We start from the raw sequence: 25,538 nt of genomic DNA on the forward strand, positions 1-25,538 counted from the left end.
ATTAAATTTTTCTAAACGATGATTAGGTCAAAAAAGTATGAAAGAAAAGCCATCTGACCTTATCTATCATACTTTTTTGAAACTATTCGTTACTTTCTGAGGTTTCTTTTAAACCATTGAATAAAAGATTTAAAATAATTGCGGTAATGCTGCTCATGACAATTCCATTACCAGTAAACATGCTAACAGTTTCTGGTACTTTATTAAAGAGCGTTGGCATAATATTAAAGCCTAAACCAAAGCCAATCGAGATGGCAATAATTAATAAATTTTTGTCATTTGAGTAGTCAACTTTTGACAACATGCGCATTCCTTGGACAGCCACCATTCCAAACATAACCAGCATTCCGCCGCCTAAAACCGGCTCTGGGATAATTTGAGCCATCGCACCAATTTTTGGTAATAAGCCTAAAATAATTAAGAAAAAAGCAGAAAAATAAATTGGTCGACGTGTTTTGATCCCAGATAATTGAACTAACCCGACATTTTGAGAGAAACCTGTATAAGGAAACGTATTAAAAATCCCCCCTAAAATGACGGCTAAACCTTCTGCATGATACCCACGACGTAAATCATCTTCGCCAATTTTCTTCCCTGTAATGTCTCCTAAGGCAAAATAAACACCTGTTGATTCAACCATACTAACAATTGAAATAATAATCATCAACACAATAGAAGAAAGATCAAACGTTGGTTTGCCAAAATAAAATGGCTGTGGAAAATGAAACCACGTAGCTTGACCAACAGGAGACAAATCCACTAATCCCAGAAACGCAGCTAAAATTGTGCCACCGACTAGGCCGATTAACACGGCAATTGACTTGATAAAGCCACGTCCCCAAACTTGCACAACAATGATTAAGGCAATTGTTACAAATGCGAGGAGCAAGTTTTTAGGATCACCAAAACTTTTGTCCGTTGCTAAGCCGCCACCCATTTTTTCAACAGCAACAGGAATTAAGGTCAAACCAATAACTGTAATGACTGTGCCGGTGACTAAAGGCGGAAATAGACGTTTAATTTTTGAGAAAAATCCTGCAATAAGAACGACAAAAATGCCCGAAGCAATAATTGAACCGTAAATTGCACCAACCCCTTTGTTCGTACCAATCATGATTAAAGGTGCAACTGCTTGAATGGCACAACCTAAAACGACTGGCAAGCCAATCCCAAAAAACTTATTCACCGTTAATTGTAAAAGTGTCGCAACGCCGCACATAAAAATATCGATTGAAATCAAATACGTCATTTGTTGCGAATCAAAATTCAAGCCGGTTCCGATTAATAAAGGTACGGCAACTGCTCCAGCATACATCGCTAATAAATGTTGCAATCCTAAAACGGCGGCTTTCCCATTTGGTGTTTCCGTCTGTTGTGGTGTATTCAATTGTTTTGTTTCCAAGATTATGCATCCTCCTCTAAAAACGTCACCGTTCCTTCACTTAATGAAGCAATACGTGCTAAAGAGACTACATTTAAGCCCATGTCTTCTAATAACTGACGACCATCTTGGAATGATTTTTCAATTACGATACCAATTCCTTCAACCTTTGCACCAGCCTGTTGGCATAATTCTACCAACCCTTTGGCAGCTTGTCCGTTAGCTAAAAAGTCATCAATAATCAACACTTTATCAGCATCAGATAAAAATTTTCTTGAAATGGAAATTTGACTTGTCACTTGTTTTGTAAATGAATAAACTGAAGCCGTTAAGAGCTCTTCATCCATGGTTAAACTTTTTGCCTTACGAGCGAAGATCATTGGCACACCTAATTTTTGCGCTGCGTATAAGGCAGGAGCGATTCCTGATGCTTCAATTGTAATTACTTTGGTAATGCCTGCTTCTGCGAAAACCTCAGCAAAACGATTACCCATAGCCTCCATTAATTCTGGATCCACTTGGTGCGTAATAAAACTATCTACTTTTAAAACACCTTCACCTAATACACGGCCATCATTTTTAATACGTTCGACTAATTCCTTCACAATATGAACTCCTTTACTTATTTTTCGATAGATGCTTTGTTCTCATCCTGAGGAAAGGACGGTTCGTTAAAAACGAACGAAATAAAACAAAGTGCTATTTATATTCGTGTTCTAACAAAAGAAAAAAGCCCATTTTGCCAAAGCAAAAAAGGGCTATCCGCTCTTCTTCACTTATAGACCAGCATTTACGGTGCTGGGTAGAGACGGTCAACCGTATTTTGACCTTATACAAGCTTCTATGTTTCTCTAGGATAGTACAAAAATCTCTAACTTTCAATGGTTTAACAACTTTTTTTCATTAGAATTTTCAAATAATTGGTTCATTCTTCCATTGTTCCGTAAAAGCGAACATTAAATAGCTAAAAACGCTTTGGCAGGATAGACTGCCAAAGCGTTTTTTATTCTTCATCGGTTGCTTTTTCTTGTTCACGATATTTTTTCATTTTTTTGCTGAATAATTCACCGTTACTAGGGGGCGTATATGTAATAGCATTCGCTCCGGCGATAATGGTTTCATGAATACTCGATTCAGTTGGTCCTCCTGTTGCAATAATCGGTAATTCTGGATACTTGCCACGGAAATAGCGTACGGTGGCTGCAGTGTCTTTTCCTGCACTGATATTAATCATATCCACGCCAGCCGCAAGTTTTTCATCAATTGGTGTATGAATAGAAGTTACTGTGCTGATAATAGGAATATCGATTGCTTCATCCACCATTTTAATTGTTTCAATTGGTGTAGGACCATTCAAAACGACACCCATTGAGCCTTGTGCTTCTGCAAATAAACTCATATAAGCAGAACGCATGCCTTGCGTTAAACCGCCGCCGACTCCTGAAAAGACAGGAATATCCGCTGCTTCAATAATGCCTTTTGTAATCGCTGGATGCGGTGTAAAAGGATATACAGCAATCACTGCCTGTGCATCCGTATTGCGGATAATCGCAATATCTGTCGTAAAAATAATTGATTTTATTTTACGGCCAAAAATTTTAATGCCACTGGCTTGCCGAATAATCTCTGGCATTTTTACAATATCTTGTTTCAGCGGCGTCATAATTTCTGGAATCCACTTTTCGCTCATTGTCATCGTTCCTCCATGCTTAACGGTCGTATTTATTTAAATTGTATTCTTCAATTACATGAATGATCTTATCAGCGTATGTAGGATCCGTTGCGTATCCAGCATCTTGAAGCGCTTGTGCAGCCTCTTTATAATTTTTGGCTAACAAGACTTTTTCATATAAATTTGGATCCCAATCGACCCCATCAACAAATAACTTGGTATGATCTCGCATGGATTCTTCCCAATTGTCATAAACTCGAAAATCACCCTGAATCGTAATCCAGACCTCATTGACATACTCTTTTGTTTCTAAATTGACTTTTGGTTGATTGCCATATGCTTTAATCCCAAAAAGATTGTTATATTTCGATGCTAATTGACTTTGTCCAAAATTTGATTCTAAAACTGCTTGCCCCATAATAATACTTGGTAATACCCCGTAAGATTCTTGTAATTCACGTGCATACGGTGTGATTTCAGCAACAAATTCTTCTTTTGAGATGTTTTCATTTTGGCGATTGACTGACTCGCTTTGTCCCTTATCTGAATCAGAAAGGACAGATAACGAAAAGACAAAGGCCAAACCGACGACAACTACGCCTAAGAATAACTTTGGCAAATTCAGCTGCTTTTTTCTTTTTTTCTGATAGTTGCTCACTTCATTAATTCCCCACTTCATCTTTTATTTTCCGATAAAATGTTTCACTATCTTTCACTCTCGTGATTGATTTCATTTGTTACTATAACCGAATAATTGTATCATTTTCACAGAAAATTATCAACTTTCATCACTGCTTACGCTCGTGATTTCAGTACTTGATTCAGTGGTAGCAGTTGAAGAAACTGTACTACTTTCAGAAATTTTAGTGGATGATTTCACTGTTGTTTCAGTTGATGTGTGAACAGATTCTTCAACTGGCTTTTTGCCAAAAAAGACAAAAATTACCGCACCAAACATAATAATCACAGATAAAATCCCAGCAATTGTGTATTTCAAAAGACCATCCTTCCTATTCGTTATTCACCTACGTAAGTATCCATCAGATTTTCATTGACCCAATCTAATAATTCAACTTTTGAACCTTCCAATTGTCGTTGAATCGTAGCTGGTAACCGGAATGTAATAATATCATCAAAACCCCATTCACCATAGGCCAGCGTCACTTTCAAATCAATATAACCAGCAGCAATTTCTTGTTCCTGTTTATTGTTAGGAATTAATTCTACAACGCCCAAATCAGATTGTAGCCATTTTTTGGCAATTGTTGTTTTTAACCGTTTATATTCCGAAACAGCTAGGTTACGTTTTTCCGGAAATAAGATGGTTTGGCGGAGTATTTTTTGAGTCAGCATCCACTCATAATCCGTAAACAAATTCTTAATTTTTTGCATGACTTCATTGTCCAAACCAAATTGGCCTTCTTTCCAAGCTTGCCAATCGGCTGCTTGAATTTGATAAGCGGAGTAAAAATTTTCTTCTGTTTGATACTGTTCAATAATTGCGTCAACAATAATATCTACATAAACTTGATGCATAATCATTCGCCTCCATTTTCTATTTTACTGAAATTCTCTAAAAAAAGCATCTTTTTATCTCTGGATTTTATCATATTTACAAAATTGTCCTTGTTTTCTAATTTCTCTTGTTTACAGTATAATAAATAATGAAGAAGATTTGAAGAAATTGCATAGATTAGGAGGACTTCTTTTGACAAAAAAATTATATCAATGGGGCATCGTAGGATTAGGTGGAATTGCCCACGAATTTGCTTCAACGTTTAAACAAGAAACTAGCCAACTTGCAGCTGTTGCTTCACGGACATTGACTAAAGCAGAACAATTTGCCGCTGATTATTCAATCCCTAAAGCCTATGGTTCTTATGAAGAATTGCTAGCAGATGAAACAATCGATGTTGTTTATATAGCAGTGCCAAATAAACAACATGCTGAACACATTTTAAAAGCGCTCCAGGCCGGAAAACATGTGTTGTGTGAAAAAGCTATTACGATGAACGCGGCAGAATTAAAACAAGCCTTGGCAGTTGCAGAAAAAAATGACCTTATTTTAGCAGAAGCCATGACTATTTTTAACATGCCACTATACGACGAATTACGTCGCTTGATGGATGCTGGCAAATTTGGTCAGTTAAAAATGATTCAAGCACCATTTGGAAGTTACAAAGAACCCGATCCTAAAAATCGCTTTTTTAATCCTGACTTAGCAGGCGGCGCATTGTTAGATATTGGTACTTATGCGGTTTCGTTTGCTCGTTGGTTTCTCAGCTCACAGCCAGACGTTTTAGCTTCTAGCATGGTTCCCTTCTCTACTGGCGTTGATGAACAATCGGTGACATTGCTTCGGAATAAAGAAAATGAGTTGGCTACTATTTCATTAACATTCCAAGCAAAAATGCCAAAGCAAGGAATTGTTGCTTTTGAAGATGCCTATATTACCATTACAGATTATCCACGTGCAGATGAAGCAATCGTTCACTACAATGACGGTACAGTTGAGACCATCGTTTCTGGGTACTCAGCTGAAGCCATGAATTATGAAATCTACAATATGGTTGAAGCAATCAAAGGTACTCAACCCAACCGCTCCTTATTTTTCACGACAGAAGTCATTGATATTTTGGACCAGATGCAAAAATTATGGCAGAATTAAAAAAAGAACTTCGGCTTTTGCCGAAGTTCTCTTTTTTATTTGTTCTCTATGGATAAATACGGTTTAACATACGTGGGAACGGAATCGCTTCACGAATGTGTTCATTACCAGTAATGAACGTAACAGCACGTTCTAAACCTAACCCGAAGCCGGAATGTGGCACAGAACCGTATTTACGTAAATCTAAATACCAGCTATATTCTTCTTCAGATAAGCCAAACTCAGCAACTTTTTCTTTCAAATAATCATAATCAGTTGCACGCTCTGAACCACCGATAATTTCACCATAACCTTCTGGTGCAATTAAATCGGCACAAATTACAACATCTTCACGTGTTGGATGTGGTTTCATATAGAAGGCTTTAATTGCTTTTGGATAATTTAAAATGAATGTTGGAACGCCATAGTAATTTGAAATAAAGGTTTCATGTGGGCTACCAAAGTCTTCGCCCCATTCAATGTGATCATAATCATTGTTTGCTTCTTCTTTTTGTAATAACTCAATCGCATCATCGTAAGTAATACGTTTGAATGGCTCCGAAACATATTTTTCCAGTAACGCTGTATCACGTTCTAAAACATCCAATGGATATTGTTGATTTTTCAATACCGATTTAATTAAATGTTTTACGTAGGCTTCTTGAATATCTAGTGATTCTTCATGAGTTGTGTATGCCATTTCTGGTTCAATCATCCAGAATTCCGTTAAGTGACGACGAGTTTTGGATTTTTCCGCACGGAAAGTTGGTCCAAAAGTAAAGACTTTTCCAAATGCCATCGCACCAGCTTCTGCATATAATTGACCTGTTTGTGATAAGAATGCTGGTTGTCCGAAGTAATCTGTTTCAAATAATTCTGTTGTGCCTTCTGGTGCTGAGCCTGTTAAAATTGGGCTATCAATTTTAATGAATCCTTGTTCGTTAAAGAACTCGTAAGTAGCACGAATAATTTCGTTACGAACTAACATGATCGCATGTTGTTTGCTTGAACGTAACCATAAATGACGATGATCCATTAAAAAATCTGTGCCGTGTTCTTTCGGCGTAATTGGGTAATCTTCTGAAGCGCCAACGACTTCTAAATCAGTGATATCCATTTCATAGCCGAATTTAGAACGGCTATCTTCTTTGATAACACCAGTAACCATGACTGCTGTTTCTTGTGATAAATGTTTAATTTCTTGGAATTTTTCTGTACCAGCTTCTTCACCAAAGGCTTCAATGAAGTTTGGTTTGAACACGACACCTTGGAAAAAGGCTGTCCCGTCACGTAATTGTAAAAAGGCAATTTTTCCGCTTGAGCGTTTGTTAGCAATCCAAGCGCCAATTTTTACTGTTTCTCCAACATGTTTGTTTGAATCAATAATTTGAATTTGTTCCACGTTTGTCTCTCCGTTCATTTCTTAGTTTATTCTTTTAGGCGTTGTGCTGAATTCGTTTCTTTTCTATAAAGTCATTCATTCGCTCAATCGCTTTTTCTAACGTCATTAAATCTGTCGCATAGCTCATCCGCACATGTTCTGGTGCACCAAAGCCCTCTCCCGTTACCAGAGCAACATGCGCTTCTTGTAATAAATCTTCCACCCAGTTAGTCACGTTATCATACCCACAAATTTCTAACGTTTTTTTGACATTCGGGAATAGATAAAAGGCGCCTTCAGGTTTTATTAGCGAAACACCTGGCAAAGCTGCTACTTTTGGATAGATATGATTCAGGCGTTTTTCAAAGGCCTGACGCATGTCTTCAACTGTCGACTGTTCACCTGTTAAAGCCTCAATTGCCGCATATTGGCTAACTGCGACTGGATTACTGGTGGATTGTGAAGCGAGTTGTGTCATTGCTTGAATAATTTTTTCATCACCGACTGCAAAACCAATGCGCCAGCCTGTCATTGCATATGTTTTGGAAACACCATTAATAATGATTGTCTGTTGACGAATTGCTTCTGAGATGGTTGCAATTGGTGTGAACCGATGTCCATTGTACACCAAACGACCATAAATATCATCTGCAATAATGAGGATATTATGAGCAACTGCCCATTCACTAATTTGGCGTAATTCTTCTTCCGTATAAATAATACCAGTTGGGTTAGATGGTGAATTTAAAATGATTGCTTTTGTTTTGTCCGTTCGTACAGCTTCTAATTGTGCGACTGACACTTTAAATGATTGCTCTTGCGTGCTTGATACAAATACTGGCTTGCCTTCTGCTAATTTGACTTGTTCACCATAACTTACCCAATAAGGGACAGGGATAATCACTTCGTCCCCAACGTTCAAAATGGCTTGAAATAATAGATACAGCGCATATTTGGCACCATCTGTCACAATAACTTGCTTGGGTTGATAACGAAGTTGATATTCTCGTTCCACATAAGAGACAATTGCTTGCTTTAATTCAGGAATGCCGCCAGAAGGTGTGTAATAACTTGCTCTTCCATCCTCAATTGAAGCAATTGCTGCTTTTTGAATATTTTTCGGGGTTACAAAATCTGGTTCCCCAACCGTTAAGCTTAAAACATCTACACCTTTTGCTTTTAATGCTTTCGCCTTGGCGGCAGCTGCTAATGTAACAGAAGGAGTCAATTGCTGTGCTCGATTTGATACGTTCATACACCTTTCACTCCCACTTTCATCAAAACCTATCTAAATTAAATATCTTTGACAACGTTGATCTCTTCGCCCTTATCAAAGCTCATAAGATAATACGTTAGTACTCCTTGATCATTTTCGGTGACCACTTCCCATGCAGGGCGCTTATCATAAAGCCCTAACGTAGCTTTCATCACCGATTCATCGGGATGGGCTTTAGCAACAATGTCTGTTATTTGTTGTTCAGTTTGACCATCTTTTTGATTTAAGACCGTGACTTTTTCTCCCGATTTAGGGACAATCACGACAATCTCTGTGCCTTTATCATTTTTGCCGGTTAAAGTAAAATACGTATTTTTGCGTGTAAACCAGTAAAATTTATCAACTGTTTCTAAATTAGCAGAAGTTTTGGCAATTGCGGTTGCTTCTTTTTCGGCTTGAGCCATTGGTTGATTGGTTCGTACAAAAAAGATAATTATTGTTACAAGAATTGCTAAAAGGATTGCCAATAGGGTTACAAGGACAGTAATCCGTTTCTTCTCTTTCTTTTCTTCTAATTCCTCCAAAAATCCTTCCATCCTCTCTAAACTTACTGGGTCTTATTATAGCAGAAAAATAGCGGCCTTTCACAAATATGACCTAAAAATAATCAATTATTTGTTTAAAAATTCCTTTAATTCTTCTAAAATTTCAGGCATGGGCGCTTCTTTTACTGAGAGTCCCTTGGGAAACGCTTTGATTAATCGTTTGCCATATTTTGCAGTGACTAAACGACGATCCAGAATCAGCAATGCCCCTCTGTCTTCTTCAGAACGGATTAAACGGCCCAGTGCTTGTCGCAAACGTAAGGCTGCTTTCGGTACCGCTTCTTGAGCAAATGGTTGTATCCCTTCTGCTTCTAAATACGCATATTTTGCTTGCACAAGTGGTCGTTTCGGGTTTTCAAAAGGTAAACGCGTGACTATCAATAACTGTAAAGCTGTTCCTGGTAAGTCCACACCTTCCCAAAAGCTATCGGCTCCTAGCAAGACATTCGGTTTTCCATTAGAGAACCGTTTAAGAATTTTTTCACGACTGCCGCTAATCCCTTGGGCGAGGACCTCTTGTCCTTTTTCCAATAATCTCGGCTGGACTTGATGATACACGGTGGACAATAATTCATGCGAAGTAAAAAGAACCAACATCGAACGTTCCTCTTGCGCCATCAATTTTTCAATGGTATCTGAAATGTATTGACCCATTTCATAGGAAGAGGCATTTTGAATGGCTACTGCTTCTTCCGGTACATAGACTCGCGCATTTTCTGCATAGTTATATGGCGTTGGCAGGGTTTTGAACGTCACCTCTGTTAAACCTAACCGTTGCGGTAAATACTTTTTATTGTTGCCAAACTTCAATGTGCCGCTTGTATAAATAATTCGTTCATACCGCGGATACCACTTTGTTTCAGGAAGCAAACTAGCTTCTAAGTCATGAATTTCAATCAAGCCATGGTCTTCATTTTGTGGTAAATATTCTTTTACCCAACGTGGACGCCAATCATCAAGATAAATGGTAAAACAGTGATGAATACGTTCAATTTCATCAAAAAATTGAAATAAGCGAACAAAAACGATGCGATCAGCCAAACTAAAGGTTTCCAACTGACTCATAATTGTTTGCTGTAACTTACTTTGAATAGTTAACAGCTCCTGCAGTAAAAGCTGGAGCGTTTGACTATGTTTTTCTCCCGCAGCAGATAAATAATCAATACGTTCTTTGGTTAAAAGCAACTCCTGATGGTCTATCCGCTTCTGCGTTTTACTAAATAAACGATGCAATTCAAAAAGAAAATCTTGCCATTCATCCACAAAATCCAGTAAACCTTGCTGATAAATTTTTACAAACCGCTGCTCTTCAGAAAACTGTTGAAAAATTTGCTGTAAAGCAACAAAAAGTTGTTCTTTTTCAATAAAATGCGTGACTTGTTTTTTTAGTATCACGCTGTTCACTCGTTCGCTCGCCATCCGACTAGCGATGTCTGGTAAATGATGTGCTTCATCAATAATTAGCCACGGACTTTCAGGTAATAACGGTTGTTTTCTTAGCGACTCTTGCGCCAAAAATGCATGATTAACAATCAACACGTTACTTTGAGCGACTTTTTTATACAGATGTCTTAAAAAGTCAACTTCATAAAGTTCATCTTTTTTTGAAAGAAAATCCAATCCGCGATGTGTAACTTCTTTCCAGAATAAATGATTTAAATTCGTCAATTGTAGTTCATCTAAATCGCCCGTTTCTGTTTCTAGCAACCAGACGAGAACGCCCATTTGATAAAGAGCGTATTGTTTTTGCGGAGTTGGCTGATTCAACGTTGCCTTAAAGCGTTGTAAATCAAGATAGTGTCGATGGCTTTTAATAACAATGCCTCGTAATTTCCCTTGGCAGATTTGATTGGCTAATGGTAAATCTTTTTCCACTAATTGATTTTGTAAAACAATCGAAACTGTTGAAATGATGACTGGTTTTTCTGGCGTTGCTAAATAGCTCATCGGCAACAGATAGCCTAATGTTTTTCCCGTTCCAGTCGCTGCTTCAATAAATAAATCTTTTGTCGTTCCTTCTGTAAAATGATCATAGACTAAATTCATCATCCGACTCTGTTCCGCACGATAAGCGAAACGTTCGCCAAACAGTTTTTCTTTGGCTTTTTTAGTTTTGGGATACGTGCTAGTCTGATAGAACGTTTCTTCAAAAAGTGGAACTTCTTTTTTGCGTAAAGCAATGCCACTGACCACTTGATAAGCTGGATTTAATGGTGTGACTTGTTTTTTCATTTGTTCATACGTTTGTTGAATAAAGGCACTGGTTTCCCGCGCTGTCTGTTGACTTAATTCCGCAATTTTTTCCATAGTGACTAATGGTAAAGATTTCATTTTTTCTTGAATTAATAACAAAAGTTCGGCTGTAACCTGCGCATCACTATCTGCTTGATGGGGATTCTCATGAGACAAACCTAAGCTTTCCGACAAATCACTTAAGCGGAAACTTTTTTCTGTCGGTAAAAAAATCTGTGCCAATTCCACTGTATCAATGGCTGGAATGGTAAGTGGCGGCGTGCCACACCGTACCAGTTCACGAGCTAAAAAATTATAATCAAAGTGGACGTTATGCGCCACAAAAATAGTATCTTCCAGATAATGATAAATTGTATGTGCTACATCTTCAAAATAAGGCGCTTTTTGAACTTGCGTATTACTAATCCCCGTTAAACTTTGAATTTGTTTTGGTACTACTTGATTGGGATTCACATCTGTCGCAAAGTTCGCAATAATCTTTCCATCTTGAACGAGAACGCATCCAAACTGAATGATCCGATCACTTGTAGGATCTGTTCCAGTCGTTTCAAGGTCAACTACTGCATACACTTGTTTGTCTTTCAATGACTTCACGCCTTTCATTCATCTTTGAAAATTATACTACAATTTATAGGATTTTCACTAGTATTTCAAAAATTCTCTTGAAATCTTTTCCAGAGATAATAAGAAAGAGCCTGAAACAAAAATTCAAAGTGATTTTTGTTTCAGGCTTAAAAGCTGATAAACTGAATGGTTTTGTCTTACCTTCTCCTAAATAAACGATTAATAACAGTCAAGGATTTTCTGCATATACTGATTTAATTGCCCATAGCCTTCCAATTCTCTGATTACTGGGAGCGGACAACGAACCTTTTTATTAAATAGTGTCCGCTTTTCAACATATTCTGTAACTTCGTCTAAAAATTTATCTAATCCTTTTTCTAGTTTCATACAGCTTAACTGATTGCAAATTCGCACGTCTCCTGCTTTTTTCTTTTGAACTTGTTTAAATGATTGTGAGAATGCTTTTGCTTCAATCATTTGTGCTTCTAACTGTCTTTTTTCAATCGTTATTTTCGGTACTGCTTGATTTCCATCAGTATCCTCTAACTGGCGACTCATAAAGCGACGATAAATTTCCTCTTCTAATTCGTCCAATTGTCGTTGAAAGTCCGCAGGAATTGTCCGACTTGATGAATTTTCTTTCTCACTTTCCATAGAGACAGCTTCTTTTTCTGACTTCTGCTCCTCCTCTTTTTCGGCAGACTTATTCACTGAATTTAACGAGCTTTTTTCTGTTTCTTGTGGAAAAGTAAATAAAGGTTTTGCCGCAGTACTCTGCTGGTTTTCTTTTTTTTTTTTCTGGCTGTGCTTCTTTAATTGGCACTGTTTCAGATAACACTGGTTCTTTCGCTGGTTCTTCAAGCGCTAGTTTGTTAACAGGAAGCACTGCTTCACTTGTTGCTACAGTTGTTTCACCTTCTTGATTTTCCAGATTATCAGGCGATAGATTGACGTCTGGTTGTTCCAGATTAGTATCCTCTGATACTTTCAGCGATGCCTGTTCTGCGGCTATCACAGGAGAAGCTCTTTTCAAATGGATCGTTTTTATTTGTCTAGAAATGACGGGATTTCTCGTTTGATTAACGGCTTCATTTAAGGAGGCTAAATTTTCTTTTAAAAGTGTCAGCATTTCACGTAAGACAGCAATTTCACCAGCTAATTCCGTTAATTGATTTTCTTGCGGCACTACTTGCACATTGGTTTCATTCATACGGACTGTTTTTTTATTTTTAGTTGTTGGTATTTCATACATCCATTGTTTCAGTGCGGATCGTAAGTCACGAGTGGTCGGCTCAAAACTTCCAAAATAAACAGTGTAGTACATTAACTCTGTTTCAACATAGACATAAATCTTTTTAACAATTAACTCTTCAAACTGTTCTGATTCATCCCAACTTTCACATAAAGCCTCAAAAAATTGTTCCCCTTCTGCTAAATTTTGGTACTCTTTCGCTAAATAAAGCTTGCGAATTAAGTAAAAATTATACGGTGTTTCAACATTATCCGCATAAATTTCTCGTCCTAAAAAATCTGGATTCGTTTCTTTACAAAGAAAGACCGTTTTCTCTTCTGGTTGTGTTTCAAGTGTTTTAGTCATGAGGTTCACTTCCTTTTTCTCCGTTAATAACCATTTTTTAATGATAGATACCTTTAGTATACAGGAGAAATTCTTCTGATTTTCTCATATTTTTAAGAGACAATAGAAATTTTAGAGAAAAATCGACAGAAAAAAAACGTGAGATAAACAGTCCTATTGACCATTTATCTCACGCAAAATACTTAAACTGACTATTTTATCCTTGAAACATGCAACCATTTATTCTGCTGAATCAATTGGCAAAATCGTGTCTTTTTTCTCGCGACGTGCAATTGCTGGTAAAATCATTCCTAATAGAATTAAGACGATTGGTGTCACAATGTTAGAAGCTAATTGGAACAACCAGCCTTGAGGGTCTGAGGCATACTCAAATTTAGGCACCATTCCTAGGATACAAGCAAAGGCTGTAAATAGGAAACACCAAAGACCAAACACAAAACCAATTTTAGGATTTTTAACAAATTTATATTCTGAATTAAATTGTTTGTATGCTTTGTTTAGAAGCATATAGGCAAAGAAGACCCACAAGTAACGCATTGGCATAACTACAGAATTTAAGTTAGTTAGCCATTTAACCACTTCGTTCATGTCCTTCAACCCAAACATCGGTAAAGCGATAATAATACTTACTAAAATACCTGTTAATAAGTAACCATTAATTAACGTACCTTTTTTCGTACGTTTACGTAACCAACTTGGAACAAATTCTGGATCTGCTTCAGCTAAAAGAATTTTCAGTGGAGCATCAATTGAAAAGGCTAACGCAGCCACTTGACCCACTGTATTCGTCAAAGCATAAACAATCATTAAGAGATTACCGACACCATAATATGCGCCTAATTTTTGGAAGGCACTGTAGGCACCATTTGCCATTAAATCTTTAGGAATATTGTCACTTGAGAATAACATTCCCATTGCAAATGAACCTAAAACAGCCGATAAACCAACCATTGCCGCTAGGAAAATCATTCCTTTAGGGAACTCTTTGGCTGGATTTTTAGTTGCATTTACGTAAGGAGAAATTTTTTCAGCGCCACCTACCGCAAAAACTAACATTGATACGGTTGTAAAATAACTAAAATCAAATTTAGGAATGTAGGTGCTGACTTGTGACATGTTTGGCGTCGCAAATTCAACCGTTGAATTAATAAATGGTGCGCCTACCGCTAATAAAATGAATAAAATAGACATCACAAACATGGCGGTTCCAGCTAAACCACCAATAACTTTTAAGGTGGTTAACCCTTTTGTTGATAATAACAAGAAAACCAAGAAAATTATTAATGAAATAAATGATACCGTTACGATTGGCATCGTATTGACTAGGTTTCCATTCCCTTGAACTGCCCAACCTAAGGCAATTAAAATTGCTTGTGGTTTTTGTGCCAAGTAAGGAATGTGCACTACCCAATAAGTCCATGCTGCATAATAGGCTAGACGTTTAGTACTGGTGTTTTGCACCCACGAACTAACCCCACCATTGCTGTCTTTAAATGTTGAACCTAATTGTCCTACGATTAACGCATAGGGAATAAAATATAAAACTAAAATCAAAAGCCATGAAGTGACCACTGAAATCCCTTGTTGTGCATAATTATTCACAACATTTCCAAGACCCCAGACCATGTTAAAGGCAATTAACCCGACGGTGAACCATCGTAATTGCTTTTTGTCCATATAACCAATTCCTTTCTTATTAAAAAAATAAAGCTCTTCATTTATCATAAGCATTTTACTTTTTATGCACAAGCTCAACATAATTAAATAAAGATGGCTTTTTAATAAGTAATTAAAACGCTTCTAGCAATGATTTTCTAATTTATTTGATGACTAAAAAAGGCCGGTGAATAAGTTGCTTCACCGGCCTTTTTCTAAAAGATTTTTCTTTTATAACATATCAAATAATGATAATTGGTTTTCATCTGGCAAGTCTTTTAAGACACCATTTTCATTCATGTATTCAATCAACGTTTTAGAAACTTTGCCTCGTGTTGCCAAATCTTCTTTCGACAAGAACGGTTGCTCTTCTCGCGCAGCGACAATGGCTTTCGCTACGTTGAGGCCTAAACTTGGCACTGCTCGGAAAGGTGCAATCAAGGTATCCCCTTCAATCACAAAATTTTCAGCATCTGATTTGTACAAATCAATCATGCCAAATTTATAGCCCCGTTCCAACATTTCATTACATAATTCTAAAACCGTTAATAAGTTTTTCTCTTTAGTGGAGGCGTCCATCCCTTTGTCCGTAATTTCTTTCATTCGTGCTTTCACAGCTTCTTTCCCTTGTGACATTGCCACTAAGTCAAAGTCATCCGCCCGAACGGAGAAAAACGCACAGTAATATAAGATTGGGAAATAAACTTTAAAGTAAGCGACCCGCAATGCCATTAATACGTATGCTGCCGCATGGGCTTTCGGGAACATATATTTAATTTTAGAACAAGAATCAATATACCAGTCAGGGACGTTGTTTTCCTTCATCGCATTTAAATACGTATCCCGTAGTTCATCAGGAATCTTATTCCATTGTCCTTTACGTACCGTTTCCATAATCTTAAAGGCCATCCCACTGTCCAAACCAGCATGAATTAAATATACCATGATATCATCCCGACAACCAATTACTTCAGCAAGATTGGCTTCGCCACGGCGAATCAACTCTTCTGCATTTCCTAGCCACACATCAGTTCCGTGAGACAGTCCAGAAATTTGAAGTAATTCTGCAAAAGTTGATGGATGGGTCTGTTCTAACATACCTCGAACGAAACGTGTCCCAAATTCAGGAATTCCTAAAGTTCCTGTTTTAGAATAAATTTGCTCTGCATCCACACCTAGAACATCAGGTCCTTCAAAAATACGCATCACTTCTGGATCGTCTGTTGGGATGGTTTTTGGCTCAATCCCAGATAAATCTTGTAACATCCGAATCACGGTTGGATCATCATGTCCCAGAATATCAAGTTTTAAAATATTATCGTGAATGGAATGGAAATCAAAGTGCGTCGTTTTCCATTCTGCCTCTTGATCATCAGCAGGGTATTGGATTGGCGTAAAGTCATAAACATCCATGTAATCAGGAATTACAATAATACCGCCGGGATGCTGCCCAGTCGTCCGTTTAACCCCTGTTGAACCTTTAGCTAAGCGATCAATTTCAGCACCACGCAAATGTAAATTATGATCTCTTTCATATCCTTTAACAAAGCCATACGCTGTTTTGTCGGCTACTGTACCAATGGTTCCTGCCCGGTAGACATATTCTTCACCAAAAAGAACTTTCGTGTAGTTATGGGCTTCGGCTTGATAATCGCCAGAAAAGTTCAAATCGATATCGGGAACTTTGTCGCCATGAAACCCTAAGAACGTTTCAAAAGGAATGTCGTGACCATCTTTAAACAATCGAGCACCACATTTTGGACAGGCTTTTTCAGGCATATCAAACCCTGAACCATAGGAACCATCTTCATAGAACTCAGAATATTGACACTCAGGACAATAATAATGTGGCGCTAAAGGATTTACTTCAGTAATCCCTGTCATTGTCGCAACAAAACTCGAACCGACAGAGCCCCGTGAACCAACTAAATAGCCATCTTCATTACTTTTATGCACTAGTTTTTGAGAAATTAAATAAATAACCGAGAAACCATTCCCGTTAATCGAATTCAGTTCCTTTTCTAACCGTTTTTCGACAATTTCTGGTAAAGGATCGCCATACAATTCGCGCGCACGATTGTAGCTTAAATCAGTGATTTCTTGTTCAGACCCAGGAATTTTTGGCGTATACAAATCGTCTTTTACTGGAATAACTTCTTCACATAAATCAGCGACTTTGTTGGGATTTTCTACTACAATTCGCTTAGCGACGTCTTGTCCTAAAAATTGGAATTCCGTTAACATTTCATCGGTGGTTCTGAAATGAACCTTTGGTAAACTATGGCGATTTAACGGATTAGCGCCACCCATAGACCCGACTAAAATTTTCCGATAGATGGCATCTTCTTCATTTAAATAATGAACATTTCCAGTGGCGACAACCAGCTTGCCAAGTTCGTCACCGATTTTCACTAGATTACTAATAATTTCTTCCAAATCTGCTTCATTTTTCACCAATTCTTGTTCAATTAATGGCGCGTAAACTGGTTTGGGCATAACTTCAATATAATCGTAGAATTTGGCACGATTTTTTGCTTCTTCGACACCTTTTTGCATCATTGCTTCAAAAATTTCGCCGTTTGAACATGCGGAACCGATTAAAAGCCCTTCTCTTAACTTCGATAATTGCGAACGAGGAATCCGTGGTACTCGGAAAAAATAATCTACATTGGACATCGAAATCAATTTAAAAAGATTTTTTAATCCTGCTTGAGTTGTTGCTAAAATCGTTGCATGGAAAGGTCGAGCACGTTTGTATGAGTCTCCTTCGCCAATATGACGATTCAAATCATCATGGAAATGCATATCATGATTCTCTTTCGCTTCTTTTAAGAAAATCCAGCACAAATGACCTGTTGATTCTGAGTCATAGATGGCACGGTGATGTTGTTCTAAGTTGACGCCAAATTTTTTCGATAAGGTATTTAGACGATGGCTTTTGAAATGTGGATACAAGAATCTGGATAATTCTAATGTATCGATGACGGGATTAGCCGCTTCAGGTATTCCGTGTTTGCCATAACTTGTATTTAAGAACCCCATATCAAAAGAAGCGTTGTGGGCCACTAAAATAGTTCCTTCTGAAAACTCTTTAAACATGCGTAAAACTTCTTCTTCGGATTTTGAACCGCGCACCATTTCATCTGTAATCCCAGTTAAATTAATTGTCGTTTGAGATAATGGATGGCCAGGATCAATAAACTGCTCAAAAGTCTCAATGACATTTCCTTTGTGCATTTTGACAGCGGCCAATTCAATAATTGTATCATAAACAGCGGAAAGCCCCGTTGTTTCCACGTCAAAGACCACATAGGTAGCATCTGTTAATTCAATATGTTCTTCGTTGTAAGCAATAGGTACACCATCATCAACAATATTGGCTTCCACGCCGTATAAAATTTTAACGCCTGCTTTTTTACCTGCAGCATGGGCATCAGGAAACGCTTGGGCGCCGCCATGATCCGTAATTGCGATGGCCTTGTGACCCCATTTCCCCGCTTGCGCCACTAAGTCACCGACTTTATTGGTCGCATCCATTGTACTCATGTTACTATGCATGTGTAATTCTACACGTTTTTCACCTTCTGGCGCGTAGTCTTTTCTTGGCGCATGGGCGACTTCCATCAAATCTTGAGCATTCATGACTAAATCACGCATGAAGGTATCTTCTTGTACACTACCACGAACACGAATCCAACTTTGTGGTTGAATCGCATCAAAAACTTGTTCATCTTTTTCCCCATTCGAAAATTTCTTCACCACGAAAGAGGAAGTATAATCAGTTATTTTCAAAATTAAAATTTTTCGTTTAGAACGCAATTCACGCACTTCTTTATCAAAAATAAAGCCTTCAATCGTTATCCGACGTTCTTCTTCCAGTATGTTTCCCATTGGCATAATGGGTTCATCGTTGGGAATATTCCGCCCTAAACGAATTGGACCATCAAACGCAGGCGCTTGTTGTTGTTTTTCTTTTTTCATTTGTTCATGTTTAACAAGCGATTCAGCAGCTTGTTGTTGAAAGGCTGCGGCTTGTTCTAATTTTTGCTCTTCAAACTTTTTCAGCACTTCTGCAGCTTGCTGTTGATCCATTTTTGGTTCAATATGAAATTTAGGAAACCCGTAAGAGAAATAAAGTTCCTCAATAATTGGTAAATATTGTTGCTTCAAATAAGGAATAACTGCTTCATTATCAACAGGTAAAATAATTTTCCGATCTTCAAATTGTGGTGTCTGTGTTTTTAAGACTTTCTGAACTAACGGCGTATTGCATTGACTATTTAACAAGGCCAACTGCCAATAATCCGTTAATTGTTCCTCAGTAAATGTTGTCTGATTTGTGGTTATTTGAACGGAAACCTGTGCAATTTGTTGAAAAGCTAGTTCCAATTGTTGCATAAATGTTTGATATAGCATCACTGGCATCAATTCATCAAAACTTAAATGAAATTCCCATAAGCGACTTTGTTGGTGAACAATGACCTTGTCAATCCGGCCATTTTGAATTAAGGGATGTTCTTTCGCTGTGTCATCTAACTGAATTTGCGTCATCAGTTTATCAAATAAATCGCGTGCTTTTTCTGTCACAAAATGAACCTCCTTCTATCATTGAAAAAAGGCCCTCAGACAAATCTGTCAAGTGCCTTTTTTCGGTTTCTCTGCATTCGCTTCTCTATTAAGTATACTCGTTTTTTGTAAAAAAACAATCTTGTTCCGTCAATGGCTTGCTAAAAATTAGAGAACAAGAGTAATGTACTCGTGAAGAATTCCATTATTTGTTTGAACATATTGAACAAAAAACATCCTGTCAATCCGTATTTACCAATCCCTTACAAATCCATTCTTGCCATTTCTTCCAATTTCTCAATCTCTTTTCGATAATTTTTCCGCATGGTTTGTTCTGTTTCTTCTAGGATTGAAACAAACCGATTTTCTGTTCGTTTCACTTCATCTAAACTGGTGGCTATTTGATGATGAAACATTCGTTTGTCCCAAGTATCATTTCTAGTAAAATAAGCCACCTTGTCTACTAGTTGGTTCGTTTGTTGTCTAAATCGCTGGATTTCAGCGGAAACATGTTGCTGTTGTTGATTGATTCTGCGCTTTTCTTGATAATAGCTGTCTTCAATCATCTGGTAACTGCGGCGTTTTTCTTCCGGTGTCATCTCCTAACCTCCTTTTGCTGGTGTTTTTAAATTTGCGTCAGGAATCGCTTTCAAATAATGGCTCGCTGCGTCCGCCGCTTGCCCTTGAAACGCACCTTTTAAGGAAGATGGCAACGCAGTTTTTGATTGCTTGCTCATTAATTTTGAAAGTTCCTTGATTGTCTGTGTGGAGGTTTGTTTGATGGTTGCGATTCTGGTTTGTTTTGCTGTAATCACAGCTTGAATGGCTTGGCGTTCTTGCATCTTTTGTATGCGTTCTAATTCTAATTGAAGTTCTCTTTCCGGTTCATCCATGTGCGACATCCTTTCATTTCTGTGTAAATAACTGATTCCCTGCTTGGCGATCGTATTCTTGAATATTTTTAGCCGCAGTTGTTAACTTTTCACTAAATGTCATCAGTTTTTGATTATATTGTTGAACTTGTTTCCGATTGTGACTGGCCTGTGCCTCGTCCCACAAACGACTTTTTTCATAGGGTGCAATCATTGCTTGGACCTCAGAATAAGACAAATATTGTCTTATTTCATTGGCACTTGTTAAAATTTCCTTGGAAATTTCTGCTAACGCTTGTTCTGTGTCTTGCTGGCTTTGTTTCAGCAATTTCTCCGCTTCTTCACCGATTGTTCTAGCCTGATTAGCTACCTGTAATGCCAAGTCTGCTCGTAACTTGATTTTTTGACCGCCAGAAGCACTGGCAATTTTTGTATGTAAGGAACGAATAGCTTTATCAGTACCAGATTTTAATTTTTCCAAATTCGCATTCGTTTGCGCAAATTCGCCATAGAGTTCTAAGTACTCCTGCACTCGTTTTTTCGCTTCGGCTTCATTATTTGTGGTGGGATCCCAGTCGCCATTTTTCTTTGCCCAGACTTTCGCTGCTAACTTGACTTGCTCCAAAGTCATATTCGGTGCGAAAATGCCATCTTTGGCTAAACGATCCAAATCCAAGTCGTCCCCGTCAAAATAGTTAGCTAAAGTATTATGTTCACCAACCCCTGAAATCGAAGAAAGCGTGCCATATTTACTATCACGTCCTGACAGTGCTGCCCATGAATCATTTTGGTAGCGAATCAAAAATTCTGGATTTTCTTGTAACCACTGTTTTTCACTCGTCGTTAAACGTTCAAATTGATTGCGGCCCCAATCATCAAAACTGGTGGTACGAAAGCCCATTTCTTGCCCGTATTTCCCTGCCATTTTCATCATGTAGCCACCTGATTGACTAAAGCCTGCAACATCGGTAATTGTGCCGTTTTGCGAGGCGATTTTTTGCTGCGTTTGTTTTAAAAAATTTTCAGCTTCCTGATATTCTTCAGAAAGTCCACCTACAAAAGCTGTCCCAGCTGTCTCAAAGCCTTTTTTACCTTCATCCCCAAAGGAATTGGTACCAGCGTACACGACAGCGACGTTGTTATAGTCAGGTTTACCTTGGTCATCTAAAGGGGCGATGGCCATGGCATTTAGTTGGCTGGATTGGGTGCTGGCGGCTTTGTGGATTATTTTGAAGTCTTGTGTTTTGTCTTGAATTTCTAAAACTACTGTATCACTATTCAATTGAACTGTCTCTTTTGTAGAATCAATTGCTTTTGCTAAGGTCTCTGTTGTAATTTCATCATTACTCAAATTCCTTTCCCTCCTAATATATTAATTCATGAATTTCTAAGTTATAAACTACTTTTGCATTTGGTCTTCCTTTATCAGACTTTCTAAATCTCTCAAAAACTTTTTTTTCAGCTTGGTTCAAATCGTATGTCGCATTCCTTAATCCTACTCTAACTGCAACATCTGTATTTTTATCGTTTAATGAGTCTAGCACAACATATTTTTTCAATTCATCATCATATTCTGTTTTATCGGTTAGACGAAAATACATCATGAAATAATCATCTTTAGATACATATACTCTAATTTCACTATTAACATAATTCCCCAACAGCGAAGTCCCATATCCTTTTGCATTCCGCCATTCTACGCCAACGCCTTGCCACTCAATCTTCTCAATGCCTTCGTAGTTTTCCACTAAATAGTTCGACACATATTTTTGAATTAAATCGATTCCTTGTTGGTAATCCTTTTCTATTGCTTTTTTATCCATGTATTGTTTTCCTCCGATTCCTATTATGATTAGTAATGCAGTAGCTAAACCAATTAGCCACCATCTTCCTTTTTTCACTAGCTTCCCTCCTTTCTTTTTATGTACAATCATGTTTTAAAACTCTATGTTAAGATATTCAGGCTTCCTGATATTCAGAAGAAAAGCCACCTACAAAAGCCGTCCCAGCTGTTTCAAAGCCTTTTTTGCCTTCATCACCAAAGGAATTGGTACCAGCGTACACGACAGTGACATTGTTATAGTCAGGTTTGCCTTGGTCATCTAAAGGGGCGATGGCCATGGCATTTAGTTGGCTGGATTGGGTGCTGGCGGCTTTGTGGATGATTTTGAAGTCTGTTTTTTTTCCTTGAATTTTCAATCGTACATTTGTATTCTTTGTTTGAACAGTATCTTTCGTCTCATCAATAGCGTTAGCTAATATTTCCGTTGTGATTTCTCTACTCATAGATTCTCCCCCCTAATAGTTCAACTCATAAATTTCTAAGTTATAAATGATTTTTGCATTATCACTACCAAAAATTGACTTCTCTAGCTTCGTGAATGATTCTTTTTCACTCTGTTTTAAATCATAGGTAGCATTTTCCAAATCCGATTTGATTGAAAAATCAATATTTTCAGAATTCAAAGAACTTGCTTTAACATATTTTTTCAAATTATTGTCATAATCTGTTTCATCTGTCAAAGTAAATCTTACAGAAAAATATTTATCTTCTGATACAAATATATTCACTCTAGTATTCACATAATTCCCCAACAACGAAGGCCCATATCCTTTTGCATTCCGCCATTCCACGCCAACGCCTTGCCACTCAATCTTCTCAATACCTTCATAGTTTTCTACCAAATAGTTTGATACATATTTTTGAATTAAACCGATGCCTTGTTGGTAATCTTTTTCTATTGCTTTTTTATCCATGTATTGTTTCCCTCCAATTCCTATTATGATTAGTACTACAGCAGCTAAGGTACTTAGTTTTCCTTTTTTCACTGGCTTCCCTCCTTTCTTTTTTATGTACAATCATGTTTTAACACTTATTGGATTCGTCCCATAAATTCCTTTCACTAGTACAGCACCAATGCTACTGGGTTCCCTTTACTAGCCTAACTTCATTCAATCGTTTCTCTTCTGAAAGAGTATTTTCTTTAATTTTCTAACCTATTTTTTATTAGTTATAATCTCTTCCATTTAATCTAATGAATTAGCCACTATTTTATAATATCACCAACATATAATTAGTGTAAATATAATTTTAAATTTTATCTATATATGAAAAATTTGTTTAAAAACAAAAAAATATCATTTAATCAGCTTAAACCACTTATTTATTTCTTTTATTATTAAAAACAATAAAGGAAATAATTTTATATAGATTAATCTTTAAAATCGAATATTGTTTATAGCTTGAGACATTTAAGTTTTTTATTACATTAAAAAAGCTTAAAACAAAATCAGAGAAACTTTGATTTCGTTTTAAGCTTTATACTGTTATTAAGTTTGTTTATTTATTCTACTTCTGATGTTGTGTTCATCAAAATAGAAAGTGTGCTTTCTAATTCTTCTTTGCGTACTTCCAACATTTCACCAGTACGTTTGATTTTGACTTCTACCACACCATCGACTGCTTTTTTACCGACTGTGATACGGATTGGACAACCAATTAAATCAGCATCAGCAAATTTTACACCTGCGCGCTCATTGCGGTCATCAACTAATACTTCGTAGCCCGCTTCGGTCATCATTGCTTCAACTTCTTGTGATAGTTTTGTTTGATACTCATCTTTCACATTCATTTGGACCACGTGTAAATCAAATGGCGCAATTCCTGTTGGCCAATTAATACCGCGCTCGTCTGCATTTTGTTCAACGATTGCTGAAAGTAAACGACTAACGCCGATGCCATAGCAACCCATGATCACTGATTTTTCACGACCGTTTTCATCTAAAACTGTTGCGCCCATAGCATCACTATAACGCGTTCCTAATTTAAAGATATGGCCAATTTCGATTCCTTTAGTAAAGGCTAAGACACCATTGCCATCAGGAGAAGGATCGCCTTCTTGAACAAAGCGTAAATCTTCGTAACTAATTGGTTGGAAGTCACGATCTGGATTTACATTTGTCAAATGATAGCCATCTTCGTTAGCCCCAACAATGGCGTTGGCTAAATCTTGAACAGCTAAATCTGCATAAATTTTAACATCTTCGGAAACATTGACTGGACCAATTGAACCAAAGCCAGCTCCTAAGACACGGCGAGCATCTTCTTCTGTTGCTTCATCTAGGAAATCAGCGCCTAAGAAGTTTTTCAATTTGACATCATTGACATCATGATCGCCACGAACCAAGACCATTACTGGCTCTTCATCGGCAATAAATAGTACTGATTTAATAATACGTTGTGGCTCAACTTCAAAGAAGTTTGCCACTTCGGCAATTGTACCCACTTCTGGTGTTGCAATTTTTTCTAAATCTAATTGTGTTTCATGTGATTTTTTCGGCGTATAAAGACTTGTTGCCATTTCTAAATTGGCAGCATAATCACTTTCTGTTGAATAACAAATAGTATCTTCCCCAATTTCAGAAATCGCCATAAATTCTTTAGAATCTTTACCACCCATGGCACCACCGTCCCCAATAATGGCACGGAATTCTAGTCCACAGCGTTCAAAAATGCGTGAGTAAGCTTTTTCGTAATCACGGTATGATTGATCTAAACTAGCTTCATCGGCATGGAAAGAATAGCCATCTTTCATGATAAATTCACGGCCTCTTAATAAGCCAGAACGTGGGCGTTTTTCATCACGATATTTTGTTTGAATTTGGTATAAATTCAAAGGTAATCGTTTGTAAGAATTGATTTCATCACGAATTAATTCTGTGAAGGTTTCTTCATGCGTTGGACCTAAGATATAGTCACGGTCATTGCGATCTTTTAAGCGATACAAGTTAGGTCCATAAGTTTCATAACGGCCTGATTCTTTCCAAAGTTCTGCTGGTAATAACGCAGGCATTAACATTTCAACTGCATCAATTTTCTCAAATTCTTCTCGCATAATCGTTTTTAATTTTTCTAAAACACGATTGGCTAAAGGTAAATAAGAATAAATCCCTGCAGCGACTTGACGAATATAGCCTGCGCGCAACAGAATTTGATGACTTAAGACTTCTGCATCATTTGGTACTTCTCTTAACGTTGGAATTAACATTTTTGACTGTTTCATTAAAACTCTCCTCTATTTTAAAATCAACTATTTTTGATTTCTTTACACACTTTTTTACTTAAGCT

General features: G+C 37.4%; 19 protein-coding genes, 2 pseudogenes and 1 riboswitch. Of the genes and pseudogenes, 1 reads left to right on the forward strand and 20 read right to left on the reverse strand.

What is annotated here, in order from left to right:
- Window positions 1-82: 82 nt before the first annotated feature.
- The 6 genes from PYW42_RS09775 to PYW42_RS09800 form a co-directional block, all read right to left on the reverse strand.
- Window positions 83-1,402, reverse strand: coding sequence for a nucleobase:cation symporter-2 family protein (locus PYW42_RS09775; protein WP_002382793.1), 1,320 nt, complete (start codon window positions 1,400-1,402; stop codon window positions 83-85).
- A 2-nt stretch (window positions 1,403-1,404) separates the two neighbouring features.
- A complete protein-coding gene (locus PYW42_RS09780) occupies window positions 1,405-1,986 on the reverse strand; it encodes a xanthine phosphoribosyltransferase (RefSeq protein ID WP_002356804.1) in 582 nt (193 codons plus the stop codon).
- Between the two features lie 154 nt (window positions 1,987-2,140).
- A riboswitch (purine riboswitch) is annotated at window positions 2,141-2,238 on the reverse strand.
- A gap of 146 nt (window positions 2,239-2,384) precedes the next feature.
- The gene (locus PYW42_RS09785; RefSeq protein ID WP_002356802.1) at window positions 2,385-3,071 is read right to left on the reverse strand and encodes a beta/alpha barrel domain-containing protein; all 687 of its coding nucleotides are present in this window, start codon (window positions 3,069-3,071) and stop codon (window positions 2,385-2,387) included.
- A 19-nt stretch (window positions 3,072-3,090) separates the two neighbouring features.
- Window positions 3,091-3,732: a glycoside hydrolase family 73 protein gene (locus PYW42_RS09790; protein WP_002366997.1), complete on the reverse strand. Its 642-nt coding sequence runs from the start codon at window positions 3,730-3,732 to the stop codon at window positions 3,091-3,093.
- A gap of 99 nt (window positions 3,733-3,831) precedes the next feature.
- Window positions 3,832-4,011, reverse strand: a complete 180-nt coding sequence (locus PYW42_RS09795; RefSeq protein WP_002384259.1) for a hypothetical protein — start codon at window positions 4,009-4,011, stop codon at window positions 3,832-3,834.
- Window positions 4,012-4,070: 59 nt separating this feature from the next.
- Complete coding sequence (locus tag PYW42_RS09800) at window positions 4,071-4,595, reverse strand: hypothetical protein (protein ID WP_002382789.1); 525 nt, start codon at window positions 4,593-4,595, stop codon at window positions 4,071-4,073.
- Window positions 4,596-4,761: 166 nt separating this feature from the next.
- Between PYW42_RS09800 and PYW42_RS09805 the strand changes: the two genes are divergently transcribed.
- Entirely contained in the window at window positions 4,762-5,721 is a 960-nt protein-coding gene (locus PYW42_RS09805; RefSeq protein WP_002389307.1) for a Gfo/Idh/MocA family protein, read from the forward strand.
- 46 nt (window positions 5,722-5,767) lie between these two features.
- Here the strand turns inward: PYW42_RS09805 and asnS are convergent, their stop codons facing one another.
- The 14 genes and pseudogenes from asnS to PYW42_RS09875 all read right to left on the reverse strand — a co-directional run bounded on the left by asnS (window position 5,768) and on the right by PYW42_RS09875 (window position 25,473).
- Window positions 5,768-7,120, reverse strand: coding sequence for an asparagine--tRNA ligase (asnS, locus tag PYW42_RS09810; protein ID WP_002376912.1), 1,353 nt, complete (start codon window positions 7,118-7,120; stop codon window positions 5,768-5,770).
- A 16-nt stretch (window positions 7,121-7,136) separates the two neighbouring features.
- Window positions 7,137-8,336 (reverse strand): pyridoxal phosphate-dependent aminotransferase, encoded by a 1,200-nt coding sequence (locus PYW42_RS09815; RefSeq protein ID WP_002410844.1) that lies wholly within the window; start codon window positions 8,334-8,336, stop codon window positions 7,137-7,139.
- A 38-nt stretch (window positions 8,337-8,374) separates the two neighbouring features.
- Window positions 8,375-8,893, reverse strand: coding sequence for a cell wall elongation regulator TseB-like domain-containing protein (locus PYW42_RS09820; RefSeq protein WP_002410843.1), 519 nt, complete (start codon window positions 8,891-8,893; stop codon window positions 8,375-8,377).
- Between the two features lie 75 nt (window positions 8,894-8,968).
- Window positions 8,969-11,758 carry an ATP-dependent DNA helicase DinG gene (locus PYW42_RS09825; protein WP_002407157.1) on the reverse strand — a complete coding sequence of 930 codons (2,790 nt, stop codon included), beginning with the start codon at window positions 11,756-11,758 and terminating at the stop codon, window positions 8,969-8,971.
- 180 nt (window positions 11,759-11,938) lie between these two features.
- Window positions 11,939-13,316, reverse strand: a pseudogene (locus PYW42_RS09830) (hypothetical protein).
- A gap of 219 nt (window positions 13,317-13,535) precedes the next feature.
- On the reverse strand, window positions 13,536-14,993 hold the full coding sequence (locus PYW42_RS09835; protein ID WP_002356790.1) for an amino acid permease: 1,458 nt from the start codon (window positions 14,991-14,993) through the stop codon (window positions 13,536-13,538).
- A gap of 210 nt (window positions 14,994-15,203) precedes the next feature.
- On the reverse strand, window positions 15,204-19,559 hold the full coding sequence (locus PYW42_RS09840) for a PolC-type DNA polymerase III (protein ID WP_002381593.1): 4,356 nt from the start codon (window positions 19,557-19,559) through the stop codon (window positions 15,204-15,206).
- 242 nt (window positions 19,560-19,801) lie between these two features.
- Complete coding sequence (locus tag PYW42_RS09845; RefSeq protein WP_002381591.1) at window positions 19,802-20,137, reverse strand: hypothetical protein; 336 nt, start codon at window positions 20,135-20,137, stop codon at window positions 19,802-19,804.
- Between the two features lie 3 nt (window positions 20,138-20,140).
- Complete coding sequence (locus tag PYW42_RS09850; RefSeq protein ID WP_010816152.1) at window positions 20,141-20,431, reverse strand: hypothetical protein; 291 nt, start codon at window positions 20,429-20,431, stop codon at window positions 20,141-20,143.
- A 13-nt stretch (window positions 20,432-20,444) separates the two neighbouring features.
- Window positions 20,445-21,761 carry a hypothetical protein gene (locus tag PYW42_RS09855; protein WP_010816153.1) on the reverse strand — a complete coding sequence of 439 codons (1,317 nt, stop codon included), beginning with the start codon at window positions 21,759-21,761 and terminating at the stop codon, window positions 20,445-20,447.
- Between the two features lie 13 nt (window positions 21,762-21,774).
- Window positions 21,775-22,311, reverse strand: a complete 537-nt coding sequence (locus PYW42_RS09860) for a BAR domain-containing protein (protein ID WP_010816154.1) — start codon at window positions 22,309-22,311, stop codon at window positions 21,775-21,777.
- Window positions 22,312-22,372: 61 nt separating this feature from the next.
- Window positions 22,373-22,696 (reverse strand): annotated as a pseudogene (locus tag PYW42_RS09865) (hypothetical protein); the annotation flags it as partial.
- Between the two features lie 12 nt (window positions 22,697-22,708).
- Window positions 22,709-23,239, reverse strand: coding sequence for a hypothetical protein (locus PYW42_RS09870; protein ID WP_010707318.1), 531 nt, complete (start codon window positions 23,237-23,239; stop codon window positions 22,709-22,711).
- 515 nt (window positions 23,240-23,754) lie between these two features.
- Entirely contained in the window at window positions 23,755-25,473 is a 1,719-nt protein-coding gene (locus tag PYW42_RS09875; protein ID WP_002359769.1) for a proline--tRNA ligase, read from the reverse strand.
- Between the last annotated feature and the right edge of the window lie 65 nt (window positions 25,474-25,538).

Source organism: Enterococcus faecalis (assembly GCF_029024925.1).
GTDB lineage: Bacteria > Bacillota > Bacilli > Lactobacillales > Enterococcaceae > Enterococcus > Enterococcus faecalis.